Source organism: Luteibacter sp. (assembly GCF_035539195.1).
Taxonomy (GTDB): domain Bacteria; phylum Pseudomonadota; class Gammaproteobacteria; order Xanthomonadales; family Rhodanobacteraceae; genus Luteibacter.
On the sequence record NZ_DATLIW010000025.1, the window covers coordinates 19,964 to 40,680 of the forward strand.

Below are 20,717 nucleotides of genomic sequence, written 5' to 3' on the forward strand. Positions count from 1 at the left end.
ACGACGCATACATCCGACCCGGCATGCTTGTTCCAAATTCCGAGGAACACGAGAGACATGTCGGCAAGCATGCGTGCGCCCCTTTGTATCTATTACCTGCATCCGCTGCTCGCGGGGCCGATGACCGCGTGGAACCCCTGGATCGAGCATGCGGCCTCGCTGGGCTTTCGACAGCTGTTGATCGCGCCGCCGTTCGAGGCCTCCGCGTGTGGGGACGTCTTCGTCACACGCGACTTCGATCGGCTCAACCCCGCACTGGCCGCCGATGGCGACGCCACGACCCGGCTCGGCCAGATCGCCAAGGCCTGCCGGGCGCAACACATGGAGCTGTGGCTGGACCTGCCGCTGGACGAGCTGGCCGCGGATTCGCCGGTGCGCATCGAGCATCCCGACTGGTTTCGCGCCATCGCCGCCGAGCACGGTACGCCGGATCCCCGCTGGACGCCCAGCGAGAGCGACAGCGCCCGCTGGCGCCTGAACGATCCAGCCGTCGCGGACGCTGCCACCCGGTGGTGGATCGACCGTCTTCGACGCTGGACGGCCGCCGGTGTGGCGGGCTTTCGCCTGATGCACCCGCAACGCTTGCCCGCGTCGCTGTGGAGGACCCTGATCGATGCCGTGCACGAGACCACGCCTGACGTAGGTTTTCTGGCCTGGACGCCAGGCAGCACGCCGGACGATCTGGCTGCGATGCGTGGCGCGGGTTTCGACGCCGTGGTGTCTTCCGCAGGCTGGTGGGATTTCCGCGCGCCCTGGTTTGCCGAGGAAGCGGCCCGCTTGCGGTCGATCGCCCCGGCGCTGGCCTGCCCGGAAGAGCCGTTCGCCACACGCCTGGGCGACGAACTCGGCGAAGAAAACCAGCTCGACCATGCTTACCGCCGTGCTATCGCCTTTGCCGCCACCGCGCCCGCCGGCTGGATGATGCCGGTCGGTTTCGAGTATGCGGTGCACGATGCGCTCGATCCGCGACGCGGTGCTGCGATCGCTCCCGCGGACCTGGCCGCCCACGCCGTTCTCGATGTGACCGCGACGGTGAAAGCGGCGAACGCCGCGATCGGCGAACACATCGGTAGTGTTCCGACCATCGTGACGCGCAAGGGTATCGCCGCTTTCCTCACGGTGGATGGTCCGGATCCGCGCACGGCCGCGGGTGCCACCTTGACCCTGGTCAACGCCTCGCTCGACCGCGAAGTTCCCGTGACCGCCGACGACGCCCTCATCGGCGACGCGTCCCATTTCGGTCCCTGGACCACTCCCGACGGCCGCAAGGTCTTCGACGAAGGCAATGGCGTCGTCATGCATCCCGGTGCCGTGCTGACGCTGACCGCCAGCACCGGCGTGCCGGTGAAACGCAAGATCGGCGCCTCCGCCCATAAGGAATTCATGCAGTCTGCTACCAAAGCTCCCCGCGTCGTCATCGAAGCTGTCCAGCCCAGCGTGGACGGCGGTCGTTTTCCCGCCAAACGCATCGTCGGCCAGGCCATCGACGTGACCGCCGATATCTTCATGGATGGTCACGAGGTCCTCGCCGCGCGCCTGCGCTATCGCGCGCTGGACGAGAAAGCCTGGCGTGAGGTCGTGCTCGAGCCGGTCAACAACGATATCCACACCGCCCGCTTCACGCCGACGCGCATGGGGCGCTACGAGTTCCAGATCGAAGCCTGGCGCGATCCGTTCGGCACCTACCGCCACGAGCTGGAGGTGAAGCACGAGGCGAAGGTGCCGGTCGCGCTGGAACTGGAAGAGGGCAGGCTGCTGGTCGAAGCGCGCGCGAAGGACGCCTCCGGCGCCAAGGCCAAGGGCCTGCGTGCGCTCGCCGCCGCGGTAGCCAAGGCCGAAGGTGACGACCGTCTGGAACTCCTCCTCGCCCAGAGCACGCTCGAACTCATGACGGCCACCGACCCACGCCTTCGTTCGACGGTCACCGAGTCGTTCCAGCTCGAGGTCGATCGCCGCGAGGCCGGTTTCGCCAGCTGGTACGAGTTGTTCCCGCGTTCGATGACCGACGACAAGGCGAAGCACGGGACGTTCCGCAACACCATCGCGCGCCTGCCGGCCGTGCGCGACATGGGTTTCGACGTGCTGTATTTCCCGCCGATCCACCCGATCGGTACGGCGTTTCGCAAGGGGCCGAACAATACCTTGACGCCGGGTCCGGACGATCCGGGCAGCCCCTATGCCATCGGCTCCGCGGATGGCGGCCATACGGCGATCCATCCACAGCTTGGCACGCTGGACGACTTCCGTGCTCTGCGCGACGCGGCGCACGAGCACGGGCTCGAAATCGCGCTCGATTTCGCCATCCAGTGTTCACAGGATCACCCGTGGCTGAAAGAGCACCCGGAATGGTTCGACTGGCGTCCGGACGGCAGCATCCGCTATGCGGAGAATCCGCCGAAGAAGTACCAGGATATCGTCAATGTCGACTTCTATGCCGACGGGGCGGTGCCTTCGCTCTGGCAGGCGCTCTGCGACGTGGTCTTGTTCTGGGCCAACGAAGGTGTCCGCACGTTCCGTGTCGACAATCCGCACACCAAGCCGTTTCCCTTCTGGGAATGGATGATTGCGCGCGTCCGTGCGAAGTATCCCGACGCGCTGTTCCTGTCCGAGGCGTTCACCCGGCCCAAGCCGATGTACCGGTTGGCCAAGGTGGGTTTCAGCCAGTCGTACACGTACTTCACCTGGCGTAACTCCAAGCAGGAGTTCATCGATTACCTGACCGAGCTGACCACCACGCCGCCGAAGGACTTCTTCCGGCCGAATTTCTTCGTCAACACGCCGGATATCGATCCGTACTTCCTGCAGACCTCGGGACGCCCGGGCTTCCTGATTCGCGCGGCGCTGGCGACGACGCTGTCCGGCCTATGGGGCATGTACTCCGGGTTCGAGATCTGCGAGGCGGCGCCTATACCAGGGAAGGAGGAATATCTGGATTCGGAGAAGTACGAGATCCGGGTCCGCGACTTCGACGCACCGGGCAACATCGTCGCCGAGATCACCCAGCTGAACGCCATTCGCCGCGCGCACCCCGCGTTGCAGAGCCACCTGGGCGTGCGTTTCCTGCCGGCGAACAATCCACAGGTGCTGTTCTTCGAAAAGCGCTCGGGCGACGACGTGGTGCTGGTGGCGATCAGCATGGACCCGCACAACGCCCAGGCCGCCGATCTTTCCTTGCCACTGGACGACTGGGGCTACGCCACAGACGCCCAGCTCGATATACACGACCTGCTTCATAACCAACCCATCGCCTGGCGCGGCGCCAATCAGCATGTGTGGCTCGGCCTCGGCCAGCCCTATGCGATCTGGCACGTGCGGCTACCCGGAGTCTGATCCATGGCTACACGCGCCAAAGCAAAAAAGCAGGCGACCGCACCCGACTTCTCGAGCGACCCGCTCTGGTACAAGGACGCGATCATCTACCAGGTGCACCTGAAGTCCTATTTCGACTCCAACGACGACGGCGTCGGCGACTTCCAGGGCCTGATCGAAAAACTCGATTACATCGCGGAGCTGGGTGTGAACACGCTCTGGCTGCTGCCGTTCTATCCCAGCCCGCGACGCGACGACGGTTACGACATCGCCGAGTACAAGGCGGTGCACGAGGACTACGGCAAGCTCGCCGACGTCAAGCGCTTCATCCATGAAGCGCACGCCCGTGGCCTGCGCGTGATCACCGAACTGGTCATCAACCATACGTCGGACCAGCACCCCTGGTTCCAGCGCGCACGCGCGGCGAAAGCCGGCTCGGCGGCCCGCAATTTCTATGTATGGTCCGATACCGACCAGGCTTACGACGGCACGCGGATCATCTTCCTCGACACCGAGAAGTCGAACTGGACCTGGGATCCGGTAGCCGGCCAGTACTTCTGGCACCGCTTCTTTTCCCATCAGCCCGACCTGAACTTCGATAATCCGGCCGTGCTCAAGGCCGTGCTCGATGTGATGCGCTTCTGGCTCGACATGGGCGTGGACGGTCTCCGGCTCGATGCCGTGCCGTACCTGATCGAGCGGGAAGGGACGAACAACGAAAACCTTCCCGAGACGCATGACATCCTCAAGATCATGCGCGCGGAGATCGACCAGCATTATCCCGATCGCATGCTGCTGGCGGAAGCCAACCAGTGGCCGGAAGACACCCAGGACTACTTCGGAAACGGCGACGAATGCCATATGGCATTCCACTTTCCGCTGATGCCGCGCATGTACATGGCGATCGCGCGCGAAGACCGCTTCCCGATCACCGACATCATGCGGCAGACACCGGCCATCCCGGAAAACTGCCAATGGGCGATCTTCCTGCGCAACCATGACGAGCTCACGCTCGAGATGGTGACCGACAACGAGCGCGATTACCTGTGGCAGACCTATGCCGCCGACAAGCGAGCGCGCATCAACCTGGGCATCCGTCGGCGCCTGGCGCCACTGCTCGAGCGCGATCGCCGTCGTATCGAACTGATGAACGCCTTGCTGCTGTCGATGCCGGGCACGCCGGTGCTCTACTACGGCGACGAAATCGGCATGGGCGACAACATCCATCTCGGCGACCGCGACGGCGTGCGTACGCCGATGCAATGGTCGGTGGATCGCAATGGCGGCTTTTCTCGTGCCGATCCGGCCAGCCTCGTGCTGCCGCCGATCATGGATCCGCTGTACGGCTACCAGGCGATCAATGTCGAGGCGCAGTCACGCGACCCGCATTCGCTGCTCAACTGGACGCGGCGCATGCTTGCCGTGCGCAAGCGTTACAAGGCGTTCGGTCGCGGCACGCTCAAGTTCCTGTATCCCGGCAATCGCAAGGTGCTCGCGTACCTGCGCGAATTCGATGGCGAACACGTGCTCTGCGTGGCGAACATGTCGCGCTCCCTGCAGGCGGTCGAACTCGACCTGGCGGCCTTCGACGGCCAGGTGCCGATCGAGATCATGGGTGGCTCCTCGTTCCCGCCGGTTGGCCAGCTGCCGTATCTGTTGACCGTGCCGCCGTATGGCTTTTACGCGTTCCAGATCTGCCCGAACGCGCAGATGCCGGAATGGCACGAGATTCCCGCCGAGCCCATGCCGGATTACGAGACCCTGGTCGTTCGCGGCGCGCTGGTCGAGGGGCCGGTGATGGCGCATCACCGCGGCGTCATCGAGAAGCAGGTGCTGCCGACCTACCTGGGCGTGCGCCGCTGGTTCGCGGCGAAGGACCGTGGCATCGAATCGGTGCGGATTCTCTACGCCGTGCCGTGGCCCGATCGCGGCGACGACCTGGTCTTCACCGAAATCGAAGCGACCCTGGCCGATGGCGGCAAGGAGCGCTACAGCCTGCCCGTGGGTATCGTCTGGGAGGACGAAAGCCCAACCGCACGCGCGCAACAGCTCACCCTTGCTCGTGTGCGCCGTGGCCGTCGTATCGGTCTGCTCACCGATGGGTTTTCGCTGGAAGCGTTCGCCTCGGGCCTGCTGATCGGTCTGCGCAATGAAGTGGAGCTGCCGGTCAATAACGGATTCGTCCGCTTCGAGCGCACCGACGCGTTCGACCCGGACGCATTCTCGACCGAGATCGAGAACCGCTGGATGACCGCCGAGCAGTCGAACAGTTCGATGATCCTGCACGACCAGGGCGTACTGAAGCTGTTCCGCCGCACCTCGGCCGGGATCAATCCGGAAGTCGAGATGGGCCGCTTCCTCACCGAGAACGGCTACGCCAATACGTCGCCGCTGCTGGGCGAGGTGGTTCGCGTGGACGAACATGGCGATCGCACGACCATCGCCGTGCTGCAAGGCTTCCTGCGCAACCAGGGCGACGCCTGGCGCTGGACGCTGGACTTCCTGCGCCGCAGCTACGACGAATACAGCCACTCCAACGACGACGAGCGCCGTGCCGAGATCGAAGGCGGTTACGACGCCTTCGCGGCCGCCGTGGGGACGCGCCTGGGCGAGTTGCATGCCTTGCTGGCCCGGCCGTCGGAGTTCCCGGCATTCGATCCGGAAACGGCGACCGAGTCCGTGGCCAATGCCTGGCGCGACGGCATCTGCGCGCAGGTTCGCCGCGCCATAGCGTCGCTCGACCACGCCACGGAGGTGTCCGAGTCCGTGCACGCCGAGATCGAAGCGGTGCATGGATTCGCCTCCGCGCTCGAGAAGCACATCGGCGATCTCGCGAGCTCGGGCAAGGGGGCGCTGCTGACCCGTACCCATGGCGATTTCCACCTGGGCCAGATCCTGGTGGTCCAGGACGATGCCTACATCATCGACTTCGAAGGCGAGCCCGCCCGCTCGCTGGAGGAACGTCGTGGAAAGCACACGCCGCTGCGTGATGTCGCAGGTTTCCTGCGTTCGCTCCACTACGCGGCGGCCATGGCGCGCCGGGGCGAGGATGGGCTGGCGCCGGTCGAGGACGAAGGCTTCGGCGACTATCTCGCCCGGTTCCGCGCCCGCTCGTCCAAGGTTTTCCTTGACGCTTATCGGAGGGTGCTCGACGCCGCGCCCGTGCGCTGGGTCGAGGCGGGCGCCCTCGCGCCCTTGCTGGAACTCTTCATCATCGAGAAGGCGGCGTATGAAGTCAGCTATGAGGCGGCGAACCGTCCCGGCTGGCTCGACGTACCGCTGCGCGGCCTGCTTCATGCGGCCCGCGGCGACACCGCCGCCGAGCTGAAGGAGGGTACGTGACCGACGCACGCAGCTACGGATTGAACGATGCCGCTGCGGTCGCCGCGCTGGTGGAGGGCCGCCATGGCGATCCGTTCGCCTTGCTGGGACCGCATACGGTGAACGGACGGCGCACGGTGCGCACCTTGCAGCCGGGCGCACTCGGCGTCGAGCTCATCGATGCCGCCGGCCGGCCGATCGCGGAGCTGAAGCGCGTCCACGACGATGGGCTCTTCGCCGGGTTCGCGCCCGACGAGGCGAGGTATCGCCTGCGTGTGCGCTGGCCCGGCGCAAGCCACGACACGCACGACCCCTATGCGTTCGGAACCCTGCTGGCCGACGAGGATCTCGGTCGCATGGCGGCCGGCACCCACGTCGAACTCTTTCGTGTGCTCGGCGCGCATCCGATCACGCTCGACGGAGTGCTGGGCGTGCGCTTCGCGGTATGGGCGCCGAATGCGCAGCGCGTGAGCGTGGTCGGCGACTTCGACAGCTGGGACGGCCGCCGTCACCCGATGCGCAAGCGCGTGCCCTCCGGCGTCTGGGAACTCTTCGTACCGGGCCTGCTCGCAGGGGCTCGATACAAATACGAGATCTGGGGTGCCGATGGTTCGCTCACCCAGCGTGCGGATCCGGTGGCGCTGGCGGCGGAACTGCCGCCTGCCACCGCGTCCATCGTCGCCGACCCGACCGCCTTCCACTGGACGGACGGCGAATGGCTGCGCAGGCGCGGCGCGCTTCATCACGCCGGCTCACCGCTGTCGATCTACGAGCTGCATGCCGGCTCCTGGCTGCGCGGCAAGGACAACGCCGAGCTGCACTGGGACGATATCGGCGAGCGCCTGATTCCGTACGTGGCCGGCATGGGCTTCACGCACATCGAATTGTTGCCGATTTCCGAGCATCCGTTCGGCGGCTCCTGGGGTTACCAGCCGTTGGGCCAGTTTGCGCCGACCTCGCGCTTCGGCACACCCGAGGCCTTTGCGCGCTTCGTCGACCGCTGCCACGAGGCGGGGATCGGTGTCATCGTCGACTGGGTGCCCGCGCATTTTCCGACCGACATCCACGGACTGGCGCACTTCGACGGGACGCCACTGTACGAGCACGCCGATCCGCGCGAAGGGTTCCACCAGGACTGGAACACCCTGATCTTCAACCTCGGTCGCAACGAGGTCTCGGGTTTCCTCGTGGCCAGCGCGCTGGCATGGCTTGAACGCTTCCATGTGGACGGCCTGCGCGTCGACGCCGTGGCCTCGATGCTCTACCGCGACTACAGCCGCAAACACGGCGAATGGGTACCGAACAAGTACGGCGGGCGCGAGAACCTCGAATCGATCGACTTCCTGCGCCGTGTAAACCAGCTCGTCGCCGAGCGCCACCCGGACTGCATGACCATTGCCGAGGAATCCACGGCGTGGCCGGGTGTGACCCAGCCGGTGGAGCAGGGCGGGCTGGGTTTCACCTTCAAGTGGAACATGGGCTGGATGCACGATTCGCTGGATTACATGACCCACGATCCGGTCCATCGTCGCTGGCACCACGGCGAAATGACCTTCAGCATGGTCTATGCGTATTCCGAGAAGTTCGTGCTGCCGCTGTCGCACGATGAAGTCGTACATGGCAAACGCTCGCTGCTGGGCCGCATGCCAGGCGACGAGTGGCAGAAATTCGCCAACCTGCGCGCCTACTACGGTTTCATGTGGGGCCACCCCGGCAAGAAGCTGTTGTTCACCGGGGGCGAGATTGCCCAGCACCGGGAGTGGAACCACGACGCGCAGATCGCATGGGAGCTACTCGATCATCCGATGCACCTCGGCGTGCAGAAGCTGGTTCGCGACCTCAACCATCTGTACGCGGCGACGCCGGCGCTGCATGCATGGGATTCGGATCCACGCGGTTTCCGCTGGGTCATCGGCGACGACGCGGAGCAGAGCGTCTTCGCCTGGCTGCGCATGGCCGAGGGTGGGCGCCCTGTCCTGGTCGTGAGCAACATGACGCCGACCCCGCGGCATGGCTTCCGCATCGGCGTTCCCGAAGGCGGGCGCTGGCGTGAAGCGCTCAATTCCGACGCCAGCGAATACGGCGGCTCCGGCATAGGCAACGAAGGCGAGCGTCACACCCAGGCGGTGCCTGCGCACGGCTTCGACCAGTCGCTGGTGCTGAGCCTGCCGCCGCTTGCCACCGTCGTCTTCGTGGCCGACTGACGAGGATACCGATGCCCGCACTACCCGAGCGCATGCAGTCCGGAATGCCGTATCCCCTGGGGGCGACCTGCGACGGCATGGGTACCAACTTCGCCGTGTTCTCCGCCCATGCGGAGCGCATCGAGTTGTGCCTGTTCGACCCCTCCGGCAAGCGAGAGATCGCGCGCTATGATCTGCCCGAATGCACGGACGAGATCTGGCACGGCTATCTGCCGCGGGTCCGCGGCGGGACGCTTTACGGATTCCGTGCGTACGGTCCCTACCAGCCCGAGGAAGGGCACCGGTTCAATCCGAACAAGCTGCTGCTCGATCCCTATGCGCGCCTGCTCCACGGGCAGGTGCGCTGGTCGGATGCCCTGCACGGGTACCGCGTGTCATCGCCGCGTGCCGATCTTTCCTTCGATCGGCGCGACAGTGCCGCCGCCATGCCGAAGGCCGTCGTCGTCGACGAGCCCATGCACTGGACGGGCGGTAACCGGCCGCATACGCCATGGAACGAGACGATCATCTACGAGACGCATCTGCGCGGTTTCACCCGCACGCTCAAGCGTATCCGTCAGAACGAGCGCGGCACCTTCATCGCGCTCGCCGATCCCTACGTCATCGACTACCTGGTCAAGCTTGGCATTACCGCGGTGGAACTGTTGCCGGTGCATGCCTTCGTGCAGGATCGTCGCCTCACCGAACTGAAACTTCGCAATTACTGGGGCTACAACACGCTGGCCTTCTTCGCGCCCGAACCGGGTTATCTGGCGGAGGGCGCGCTCAACGAGATCCGCGCGACGGTGCAGGCGCTGCATGCGGCGGGCATCGAAGTGATCCTGGATGTGGTCTATAACCACACCTGCGAGGGCAGCGAACTCGGCACCACGATGTCGTTCCGCGGCCTGGACAACAAGAGTTATTACCGGCTGATGCCGGACAATCCGCGTTACTGCATCAACGACACCGGCACCGGCAACACGGTCAATACGGCGCATCCGCGGGTGATCCAGCTGGTGATGGACTCGCTGCGCTATTGGGTGCAGACCTTCCATATCGACGGTTTTCGTTTCGACCTCGGCGTGAGCCTGGGTCGCGAGGAGCATGGCTTCGACCCGTGCTGTGGCCTGTTCGATGCCATGCGCCAGGATCCGGTGCTGGCCAACGTGAAGCTGATCTCGGAACCCTGGGATATCGGCCCCGGCGGCTACCAGCTGGGCAACCATCCGCCTGGCTTCGCCGAGTGGAACGGCAAGTTCCGCGACGATATCCGCAAGTTCTGGAAAGGCGATTCGAATATGCGCGGCACGCTTGCCGGTCGGCTCCAGGCCTCGGGCGAACTGTTCGATCATCAACGGCGCAAGCCGTGGGCTTCGGTGAACTTCGTGACCGCGCACGACGGCTTCACGCTGGAAGATCTGGTCAGCTACAACGACAAGCATAACGACGCCAACGGTGAAGAGAACCGCGATGGCGGCAACGATAACGAAAGCTACAACTACGGTGTCGAAGGCCCCACCGACGACCCGGCGATCCGGGTACAGCGCGATCGGGTGAAACGGGCGATGCTGGCCACGATGTTCTTCTCGCACGGCACACCGATGCTGCTCGGCGGCGATGAGTTCGGTCGCACGCAGCAGGGCAACAACAACGCGTACTGCCAGGACAACGAACTGTCCTGGTACGACTGGAAACTCGCTACGTCGGAGCAGGGCAGGGAGCTGACCGACTTCGTGGCCAGGCTGTCGCGTCTGCGCGAACAGCATCCCACCTTGCGCGCCGCCCACTTTCTCCGCGGCGACACCGAGGTCGCTCCCGGGATGCGCGAGGTCGCCTGGTTCGACGAAAGCGGTGCCGAGATGACCCAGGCCACGTGGGGCTACACCGAGGGGCGTCTTCTCGCCCTCCGCAGGGCCCAGGCTTATGGGGAGAAACGGGCCGACGTCACCCTTGTCCTGATCAATGCCACCCCTGAAACCCATGTCTTCCATCTGCCTCAACCGACCGTCGGCTGGCGAATGCGCTGCAACAGCGCCTCACCTAGTGCGACCGAAGTCGCCTGGACGGACCCGACGATCGCGGTGGCCGGACGAAGCGTGATCCTGCTCGGTGCGATCGTCCGGACCGAACCGGCATGAGCGCAGGCTACGTACATGCGATGCCCTACGGCGCCAGATCGCTGGGCGATGGGCGTACCCGCTTCCGCTTATGGGCGCCGGATCTGGACGCCGTAGCGCTGGAATGCGACACGGGTCATACGGCCGCCATGCGTTCCCTCGACGACGGCTGGTTCGAGTGCATTTGCCCGGCCGAGGTCGGCGTAGGCTATCGGTTTCGCATCGATGCATCGCTGGCCGTGCCGGACCCCGCCTCGCGCCGTCAGCGAGGTGGCGACGTTCACGGCTACAGCGTGGTCACCGATCCGCTTTCTTTCGCATGGCGCAACACCGAGTGGAAGGGCCGACCCTGGCGTGAAGCGGTCGTCTACGAACTTCACGTCGGCTTGCTCGGTGGTTTCCATGGCGTCGAGATGATCCTGCCGCACCTGGCCTCGCTCGGGGTCACGGCGATCGAGCTGATGCCGATCGCGCAGTTCCCGGGAGAGCGGAACTGGGGTTACGACGGTGTGCTGCCGTACGCACCGGCCGCTGCCTATGGCTCGCCGGAAGACCTCAAGGCGATGATCGACACGGCGCACGATCTCGGCTTGATGGTGTTTCTGGACGTGGTCTACAACCATTTCGGTCCGGATGGCAATTACCTCGGCGCGTATGCGTCGCGGTTCTTCGATGAGAGCGTGCATACGCCGTGGGGCGCGGCCATCGGCGTGTCGGCGCCGCAGGTGGGCGACTACTTCGTCCACAATGCGCTGTACTGGATCCAGGAGTTCCGCTTCGACGGTCTGCGTTTCGACGCCGTCCATGCCATCGGCAACCCCGGTTGGCTGGCATCACTGGCCAGTCGCGTCCACGCGGCGGTGGGGCCGGACCGGCATGTCCACCTGATCCTCGAGAACGAAGCCAACCAGGCGAACCTGCTCGGCCGGGGACGCTTCGACGCACAATGGAACGACGACTTCCACAACGCACTCCACGTCCTTCTCACGGGCGAGAAAGAGGGTTATTACGCGCACTACGAGCCCGCGATGGAGAAGCTGTTGCGCACGCTTCGCGAGGGCTTCGCCTTCCAGGGTGACATGATGGGCTCGCGCCGCCGCGGCGAACCCAGTGGCCATCTCGCCCCGTCGCGTTTCGTCAACTTCCTGCAGAACCACGACCAGGTCGGCAACCGCGCGTTCGGCGATCGGCTGACGACGCTGGTCGACGCCGCTACCATGCAGGCCGCCCTGGCCCTGTTGCTCCTCGCACCATTCGTGCCGATGCTGTTCATGGGCGAGGAGTGGGCGAGCCGTACGCCCTTCCTGTTTTTCACCGACTTCACCGACGACGACCTTCGCGATGCGGTGCGCGACGGCCGTCGCAAGGAGTTCGCCGCGTTTGCCAGCTTCGCCGGGGAAGAGATTCCCGATCCGAACGAGTACGACACCTTTACCGCTTCGATCCCCAGGCGCGACAGCGCCGAAGGCGAGCACCGGCGCCTTTTCATTCGTGACCTGATCGCGCTGCGCCACAAGTACGTGGCGCCCTATATCGACGACGCGCGCAGCCTTGGCGCGGAGTCTCTCGGGGAGCGTGCGTTCAGGGCGTCCTGGTCGCTCGGCGGTCAGGCGCTGACCTTGTTCGTCAATCTCGGCGACGCCGACGTCACCATCGCGCAGCCACCATCGCCTTCGGCGGCGTGGCTTCATGGCGATGCCGCCGAGATTGCCTCCGTATCGCGCGGCCTGCTTCCCGCACGCCGCACCGTCGCCTGCCTGGAGTCCTGAGCCGTGAACGCCCCCCTCGACGATCGTCTCGCCCTGCTAGCGGAACAGGCCGGCGTGGACGTGTATTGGCGCGACGCGCTGGATCGTCCGCAGGCCACGCCGGCCGACACGTTGCGCGCCGTCCTGCGCGCCCTGGATCTTCCGGCGGATAACGCCGACGATATCGAAGCCAGCCTGCGGCGCATCGAACAGGAGCGCAGTGGCCGGCAGCCGCCGCGTCTGCTCACAGCCGATGCGGGCGAGCATGTCATCTTGCCCGCCGCGCCGCGCGGTCGTGTATGGAAGCTGCTCGCGGACGACGGCACGCGGGTCAGCGAAGGCCAGTTGCCCTCCGGCGAAGGGCAGCTCGATGCGCCGTCGATTCCCGGCTATTACACGCTGCTGGTGGACGATGACGAGGTGACGCTCGCCGTCGCGCCAGCGCGCACCTTCGGGATCGGCGACATCGCCGGCGCGCGCCGGCCCTGGGGCATGGCGGTACAGATGTCGGGCCTGCGCCGCCCGGGCGACGGCGGCATCGGCGACTTCACCGCACTCGAGACCTGCGCCAAAGCCGCCGCGGAGAAGGGGGCTGATGCGCTTGCGATCAGTCCGTTGCACGCCTTGTTCGCCGCGGCGCCCGAGCGGTACAGCCCTTATGCGCCGTCGAGTCGGCTCTTTCTCAACGGGCTCTACATCGACCCGGTGAGGACCAGCGGGGAGCAGACCGTGCGCGCGGTGATCGACACGCACAACTTGCGCCAGGAGCTCGCCGAACTCGAATGGCTGGATCTGATCGACTGGCCGCGCGCCGCGCGAGCGCGCATGACGATCCTGCGCTCGCTCTTCGAATCGGCCTCGGTGGATCTTGCCCATTCCGAACGCTTTGGTGCTTTTCGTCGCGAGCAGGGCGAACCCCTGGAACGCCACGCTCGGTTCGAGGCGTTGCACGCGGACTTCAGCGCCCACGGTCGCCCGGGTGGCTGGCAGGGCTGGCCCACGGAATTCCACGACCCGGGAAGTCGCGAGGTCGTATCGTTCGCTCGGGAGCATTCGCGCGAGGTCGGTTTCCACGCCTGGCTGCAGTGGCTCGCCGTTCGGGGACTGGAGGGCGCGCAGAAGGCGGCGCGCGATGCCGGCATGGCGATCGGCCTGGTCGCGGACCTCGCTGTAGGTGCCGACGCCGGCGGCAGTCACGCGTGGGCTCACCAGGCCGAAATGCTCAAGGGGCTCTCCGTCGGTGCGCCGCCGGATGCGCTCAACCGGCTGGGCCAGGACTGGGGGCTCACCACGTTCTCGCCGCGCGGGCTGCGCGAGACCGGCTTCAAGGGTTTCATCGGCATGCTGCGCGCCGCGCTCGCCCATGCCGGTGGTGTACGCATCGATCACGTGCTCGGGCTGAAACGTCTGTGGATGGTTCCGCATGGTGCCGGTGCGACGGAAGGCGCGTATGTGCGTTATCCGCTGGCCGACATGCTGCGCCTGATCGCGCTCGAATCGCATCTGCATCGCGCGATCGTCATCGGTGAGGATCTGGGCACGGTGCCCGGCGATTTCCGCCAGGTCATCGGCGAGAAGGGCGTGTTGGGTATCCGCGTGCTCTGGTTCGAGCGCGGCGCCGATGGTGGCTTCGTTTCGCCGCGCGAGTGGTCGGACAAGGCGATGGCTACGACCAGTACGCACGATGTACCGACCGTCGCCGGCTGGTGGAGCGGACGCGACGTGGAGTGGCGCAAGAAGACCGGTCTGGACGATCCCGCCGTGGACGAGAGCGTTCAACGCCAGCATGACCGCATCCTGCTCTGGCGTGCGATGTGTGCCTCGGGCTCGGCGTGGAACGAAGATGCGCCGCCGGCTCCGGACGATATTTCGCCTGTGGTTGTCGCCGCGGCCAAGCACGTCGCCCAGGCACCCGCACCGCTCGCGATCTACCCGGTCGAGGACATTCTCGGCCTGCACGAGCAACCCAATCTTCCCGGCCCGACCGATGCCATCCACCCGAACTGGCGGCGGCGCATGCCCGACTCGTCGTCCCGCCTGTTCGATGGCCCGATCGCCCATGCGGTCTGCGATGTCATCGACAAGACACGGAACCGTACGTGAGCCCGCCGCGCGCCCTCGCACGCCTGCAGTTCCATGCGGGCTTCACGCTCGACGACGCCGTGCCCATCGTCGGCTATTACGCGCGGCTCGGCGTCAGTCATATCTACGCTTCGCCGATCCTGCGCGCGCGTGCCGGCTCGACGCACGGCTACGACGTGGTCGATTGCCATGAGGTCAACCCCGAACTTGGCGGTGAAGATGCGCTGCGCCGCCTGATCGCCGCCCTGCGCACGCACGGCATGAGCCTGGTCGTCGATATCGTGCCCAATCACATGGGCGTGGGTACGCAGAACGCCTGGTGGATGGATGTGCTGCGCAACGGGCGCGACAGTCGCTACGCGAACTATTTCGACATCGACTGGCAGGCGCCGGATCCGTTGCTGCGCGGCCGCGTGCTGTTGCCGATCCTCGGTGCGGGTTACGACGAGACCCTGCGCGCAGGCCATCTGCGTCTCGCCCGGCGCAAGGAAACGTGGGTGTTGCGGCTGTACGACGATTACCTTCCGTTGTCGCCGACGTCGGTCGCGGGTCTGGGCGAGGATGCCGCGGCGAAGCACGACCCGACCAACGACGAGGGCAGGGCGGCCTTGCATGCGCTGATCGAGCGCCAGCACTATCGGCTGGCGTTCTGGAAGCTGGCCAGCGACATGGTCAACTACCGTCGCTTCTTCGACATCAACGAACTCGCCGGCCTGCGCATCGAGCGGACGGCCGTTTTCGAAGACACGCACAAGACCATCTTCCGGCTCTATGCGGAAGGTCTCATCGACGGGCTGCGTTGCGATCACGTCGACGGTCTCGCCGACCCGCGGCGCTATTGTCGGCAGTTGCGCCATCGGCTGGACAAGCTTCGCCTTCAGCGTCCGCCGGGCGCACCGCGCGACGGCGCCTACCTCGTCGTCGAAAAAATCCTGGCCGAAGACGAATCGTTGCGCCTGGACTGGCGCACGGACGGCACCACGGGCTATGAGTTCATGGACCAGGTGTCCGCCGTGCTGCACGACGCTGCCGGCGAGGCGCCGCTGACCGAACTCTGGCGCAATCTCACCGGCGAGTCGGCCGACTTCGCGACGCAGGCCGTCCGTGCCCGGCGCCAGATCCTCGTCGACAGTTTCGAAGCCGAGCTGGACCGGACCGCACGCGCGTTGTTCGCCTCGGCGCGTGCCGACGTCGCCACACGCGACGTCTCGCTGGCCGCCATCCGTCGCGTGCTGGTCGAGCTGCTCGTGCACTTCCCCGTCTACCGGACATACGCGGGCGGGGCGGGGCGCGATGCCTATGACGAAGCGATCTTCGCGCGGGCCGTCGAAGGCGCGCTGCGTACGATCCGGATCGAGGACGCCGACCTGCTGCACATGGTCGCCATGTGGCTCGGTGGCATCGCGCCGCGCAGCCTGCCGCCCGGCCCGGTGCGACGTGCACGGGAGCGGGCGATCGCGATCTTCCAGCAGGCCACCTCGCCGGTCGCCGCCAAGGCGGTGGAGGACACCGCTGGCTATCGCTACGGGCGCCTGCTCTCGCGCAACGAGGTCGGCGTGGACGCGGCCCACCTCTCGATGACGCCCGAGGCTTTCCACGCACGCTGCATGGATCGCGCCGCTACCTTGCCGCACAACCTGCTGGCGACGGCAACGCACGACCACAAGCGCGGCGAAGACCTGCGCGCGCGTCTGGCCGTGCTCTCCGAAGTGGCCGAGCGCTGGGTGATTACAGTGGAGCGCTGGCGGCTCCGCCACGCCGACCTCCGCCAGCGCGCGGAAGGCAGGATGGCGCCATCGGCCGGCGACGAACTGATGCTCTACCAGATGCTCGTCGGCGCCTGGCCATTGCACCTGGCTGCGGACGATGTCGATGGCCTGGAGCAGTTCGCCACGCGTATCGCCGCATGGCAACGCAAGGCCCTGCGCGAAGCCAAGCGCTGGACGCGCTGGACCTCGCCGAACGAACCCTACGAGGACGCCTGCGAGGATTTCCTCCGCGCCGTGCTATCCAGTGACGCCGCGGCCGAGTTGGCCGCCTTCGCCGCATACATCGCGACGCCGGGCGCCGCCAACGGTCTGGCCCAAACGGTGCTGCGCCTGACGACGCCCGGGGTGCCGGACCTTTACCAGGGCACCGACTATTGGGATTTCAGCCTGGTCGACCCGGACAACAGGCGTCCGGTCGATTTCGTGCAGCGGGCGGCGTCGCTCGATCGCGCGCCCTCGCCGCGGGACGCGCTCGCGAACTGGCGCGACGGCAACATCAAGCAGGCCGTCATCGCCCGGCTGCTCTGGGCCCGGCGCGAGCACCCCGAGTTATTCGCCCGCGGCAGTTATCGGCCGCTGGATGTCGACGGTCCCGCGGCAGGACATGTGCTTGCCTTCGTCCGTGAGCATCGGGGGCAGCGTCTGGTCGTCGCGGTGGCCAGGCATACCGCTGCGTGGTTGGCCGGCGCGTCGGCCCCGGCGATCGCTGCCGGGCACTGGGCCGGAACGACGGTCGACCTGCCTGGAGGGCGGTGGACGGGGGTGTTGGCGGAAGGGGAGCTGCTGGGTGGGACGGTGGCGACGGCCGACGTGTTCGGCGAGTTGCCGGTGGCCGCCTGGCTATCCCATGGCGCCTCCTAGGCGCCCGGAACGGTCGGTTCACCCGCCGATCGAGCGCACCAGATCGATGTACAGGCGCATCGCCGTGTCCCGGGGCGTGCCGGCCAGTTTCGCCCAGGCCTCGTACTTCGCCGTGCCGACGAAATCGAAGAATCCGGGCTTATCGCCATGAAAGTCACCCTCGGAGCCCTGCTTGTACAGGGCATAGATCCGCAGGAGGGTGTCGTTGTCCGGTCGGTGGCCCAGGCGGGTTATGTCCAGGGAAGCCTGTTCGAACTGGCTCTGGAGGTCGTCGGACATGGAGCTGCTAACCCGCGGGTGTGGAACGTTGGGGGCTTGTAGCACGCTGCCGCGAAAGCTGTCCATGGGACCAATTCGCCTGCCGTGACGCGATATCATGCCCGTTTCGCGAGAGAGCTATCCCCATGCCCCATTCGGCTGTCGCCCCTGTCCTGACCATCGACGGCCCTTCGGGCTCCGGCAAGGGCACCATCAGCCGCCTGGTCGCCGAGAAGCTGGGCTGGCACCTGTTGGATTCGGGCGCGCTGTACCGCGCCGTGGGCTATGCGGCCGCGGAAGAGGGCATCGACCTGTCCGATGTGGACGCCGTGACCCGTTGCGCGCAGACCGTGAAGATTCGCTTCCGCGCCAGTCCAGACCACAGTGAGACGCATATCCTGGTCAACGGGCACGACGCGACCGACGAACTGCGTACGGAGACCGCCGGTGCCGCGGCGTCGGCCATCGCCGTGATCCCCTCGGTTCGGCAGGCCCTGGTGGAAATGCAGCTGGGCTTTCGCAAGGGGCCGGGCCTGGTCGCCGACGGCCGGGACATGGGGACGGTGATTTTCCCCGACGCCGCCCACAAGGTATTCCTTACCGCCAGCGCCTCCGAGCGTGCGAAAAGGCGCTATAAGCAGTTGAAGGATAAGGGTCTGAGCGTTACACTTGCAGGCCTCCAGCGAGAAATCGAGGCGCGCGACGAGCGGGATGCGTCGCGCCCCGTCGCCCCGTTGAAGCCCGCCGAAGGCGCCGTGGTCATCGATACCACTGGCATGCCGATCGAGGTGGTGGTGGCAAAAGTATTCGCCGTGGTGCGTCCGTAAGGGGCATCCGGCACAACGCTCGCGCAGTGTGCGCGGGTTCTTGGCAACGGCACGGGGCGCTCCCATCTGGGTGTGCTCGATGTGCCCACAACCGGTGGGTCCCCTGTCCGCACGCGTTAAAGAATGTACGCAAGCGCCTGGTACGACCTTTCATAACCCTGGAATCAACATGACTGAAAGTTTTGCCGAACTGTTTGAACAGAGCCAGCAGGCTATTTCCAAGCTGAAGCCCGGCTCCATCGTCACCGGTATCGTTGTGGAAATCCGCAACGACGTGGTGGTGATCAACGCCGGCCTGAAGAGCGAAGGCATCGTCCCCATCGAGCAGTTCAAGGACGAGTCCGGCGCGCTGGAAGTGGAAGTGGGCGACGAGGTCAAGGTCGCGCTCGACGCGCTCGAAGACGGCTTCGGCGAGACCAAGCTCTCCCGTGAGAAGGCCAAGCGTTCGATGGTGTGGGACGACCTCGAGCAGGCGTTCGACAAGGAAGAGACCATCACCGGCAAGATCTCCGGCAAGGTCAAGGGCGGCTTCACCGTCGACATCAAGGACGTCCGCGCATTCCTGCCGGGCTCCCTGGTCGACGTGCGTCCGGTCCGTGACCCGGTCTACCTCGAGGGCAAGGACCTCGAGTTCAAGATCATCAAGCTCGATCGCAAGCGCAACAACGTCGTCGTCAGCCGCCGCGCGGTTGTCGAGACCGAGTTCTCCGAAGAGCGCGAGAAGCTGCTCGAGCGCCTGACCGAAGGCGCGGTCGTCAAGGGTGTCGTCAAGAACCTGACCGATTACGGCGCATTCGTCGACCTCGGCGGCATCGATGGCCTGCTGCACATCACCGACATGGCGTGGAAGCGCGTGCGTCACCCGTCCGAAGTCGTCAACGTCGGCGACGAGCTGGACGTCCGCGTGCTCAAGTACGACCGCGAGCGCAACCGCGTTTCGCTCGGCCTCAAGCAGCTCGGCGACGACCCGTGGGTCGCCATCGCCCGCCGCTACCCGGTCGGCAGCCGTCTGTTCGGCAAGGTCTCCAACGTGACCGATTACGGTTGCTTCGTCGAGATCGAGCCGGGCGTCGAAGGCCTGGTGCACGTGTCGGAAATGGATTGGACCAACAAGAACGTCAACCCGGCCAAGGTCGTGCAGGTCGGTGACGAGACGGAAGTCATGGTCCTCGACGTGGATGAAGAGCGTCGTCGTATCTCCCTCGGTATCAAGCAGACCCGCTCGAACCCGTGGGAAGCGTTCGCCGCCATGCACAAGAAGGGCGACAAGGTTTCCGGTCAGATCAAGTCGATCACCGATTTCGGTATCTTCATCGGTCTGGACGGCGGCATCGATGGTCTCGTCCACCTGTCCGACATCTCGTGGCAGGCCTCGGGTGAAGACCTCGTCCGCAACTTCAAGAAGGGCGACGAAGTCGAAGCCGTGGTTCTTGCGGTCGACCCGGAGCGTGAGCGCATCTCCCTCGGCATCAAGCAGATGGAGCAGGATCCGTTCGGTCAGTTCATGGCCACGAATCCGCGCGGCACGATCCTCAACGGTACCGTCCGCGAAGTCGACGCCAAGGGTGCGGTGATCGATCTCGGCGAAGGTGTCGAGGGTTACATCCGTGCGAACGACATCGCCAAGGAACGCGTCGACGACGCCACGCAGTACCTGAAGGTTGGCGACGCCGTCGAGGCGAAGTTCACCGGCATGGACCGCAAGGGCCGTCAGCTGCAGTTGTCCATCCGTGCCAAGGACGAGGAAGACGTGGCCGATGCCATGGCTGACTACGCTTCGGCTGCCGGTGGCACGACCAAGCTCGGCGCGCTCCTCAAAGAGCAGATGAACAAGGCCGACTAACCGTCGGGCGAGGGGCGGTTCGCCGCCCCTCGCTACGTATAGAAAAACAGGGGACCCATGACAAAGTCGGAATTGATCGAGGCGCTGGCGCGGCGTCAGACCCACCTTGCCTTCAGCGATGTGGAACTAGCCGTCAAGAGCGTGCTCGAACAGATGAGCCAGGCCCTTTCAACGGGCGAGCGCATCGAGATTCGTGGGTTCGGAAGCTTTGCGCTGCACTTCCGTCCGCCGCGCATGGGGCGCAACCCCAAGACCGGTGAGGCTGTTGCCCTGCCGGGTAAGCACGTACCGCACTTCAAGCCTGGCAAGGAATTACGCGAACGCGTGAACCTGGCCGAGGAAGACGCCGCGCTTTGACGCGGCGTTTTTTTGCCTTCAAAGCCCGGTCACGCCGGG

11 protein-coding genes are annotated in these 20,717 nt (G+C 65.8%); 10 read left to right on the plus strand and 1 reads right to left on the minus strand.

Features of this window, described 5'->3' with window-relative positions; all coding sequences use genetic code 11:
- Window positions 1–57: 57 nt before the first annotated feature.
- The 7 genes from VM621_RS06865 to treY are packed head-to-tail and all read left to right on the plus strand — an operon-like array spanning window position 58 to window position 17,393.
- Window positions 58–3,330, plus strand: coding sequence for a maltotransferase domain-containing protein (locus VM621_RS06865; protein WP_325468226.1), 3,273 nt, complete (start codon window positions 58–60; stop codon window positions 3,328–3,330).
- A gap of 3 nt (window positions 3,331–3,333) precedes the next feature.
- A complete protein-coding gene (gene treS, locus VM621_RS06870; RefSeq protein WP_325468227.1) occupies window positions 3,334–6,651 on the plus strand; it encodes a maltose alpha-D-glucosyltransferase in 3,318 nt (1,105 codons plus the stop codon).
- Window positions 6,648–8,834 (plus strand): 1,4-alpha-glucan branching protein GlgB, encoded by a 2,187-nt coding sequence (gene glgB / locus VM621_RS06875; RefSeq protein ID WP_325468228.1) that lies wholly within the window; start codon window positions 6,648–6,650, stop codon window positions 8,832–8,834. Before treS ends, glgB begins: the two co-directional genes overlap by 4 nt.
- Window positions 8,835–8,845: 11 nt before the next feature.
- Window positions 8,846–10,954, plus strand: a complete 2,109-nt coding sequence (gene glgX / locus VM621_RS06880; RefSeq protein WP_325468229.1) for a glycogen debranching protein GlgX — start codon at window positions 8,846–8,848, stop codon at window positions 10,952–10,954.
- A complete protein-coding gene (gene treZ, locus VM621_RS06885; protein ID WP_325468230.1) occupies window positions 10,951–12,702 on the plus strand; it encodes a malto-oligosyltrehalose trehalohydrolase in 1,752 nt (583 codons plus the stop codon). The genes glgX and treZ overlap by 4 nt, the downstream gene beginning before the upstream one ends.
- Before the next feature lie 3 nt (window positions 12,703–12,705).
- Entirely contained in the window at window positions 12,706–14,784 is a 2,079-nt protein-coding gene (gene malQ, locus VM621_RS06890; protein WP_325468231.1) for a 4-alpha-glucanotransferase, read from the plus strand.
- Window positions 14,781–17,393, plus strand: a complete 2,613-nt coding sequence (gene treY / locus VM621_RS06895) for a malto-oligosyltrehalose synthase (protein WP_325468232.1) — start codon at window positions 14,781–14,783, stop codon at window positions 17,391–17,393. The genes malQ and treY overlap by 4 nt, the downstream gene beginning before the upstream one ends.
- An 18-nt stretch (window positions 17,394–17,411) precedes the next feature.
- Here treY and VM621_RS06900 read toward each other — a convergent pair whose 3' ends face one another.
- Window positions 17,412–17,672, minus strand: coding sequence for an acyl-CoA-binding protein (locus VM621_RS06900; RefSeq protein ID WP_325468233.1), 261 nt, complete (start codon window positions 17,670–17,672; stop codon window positions 17,412–17,414).
- A 125-nt stretch (window positions 17,673–17,797) separates the two neighbouring features.
- Here VM621_RS06900 and cmk point away from each other — a divergent pair, with 125 nt between their 5' ends.
- The 3 genes from cmk (at window position 17,798) to VM621_RS06915 (ending at window position 20,678) form a co-directional block, all read left to right on the plus strand.
- Window positions 17,798–18,478 carry a (d)CMP kinase gene (gene cmk / locus VM621_RS06905; protein WP_325468234.1) on the plus strand — a complete coding sequence of 227 codons (681 nt, stop codon included), beginning with the start codon at window positions 17,798–17,800 and terminating at the stop codon, window positions 18,476–18,478.
- 169 nt (window positions 18,479–18,647) lie between these two features.
- On the plus strand, window positions 18,648–20,321 hold the full coding sequence (gene rpsA, locus VM621_RS06910) for a 30S ribosomal protein S1 (protein ID WP_325468235.1): 1,674 nt from the start codon (window positions 18,648–18,650) through the stop codon (window positions 20,319–20,321).
- 57 nt (window positions 20,322–20,378) lie between these two features.
- Window positions 20,379–20,678, plus strand: coding sequence for an integration host factor subunit beta (locus tag VM621_RS06915; RefSeq protein ID WP_046966709.1), 300 nt, complete (start codon window positions 20,379–20,381; stop codon window positions 20,676–20,678).
- Window positions 20,679–20,717 lie beyond the last annotated feature (39 nt).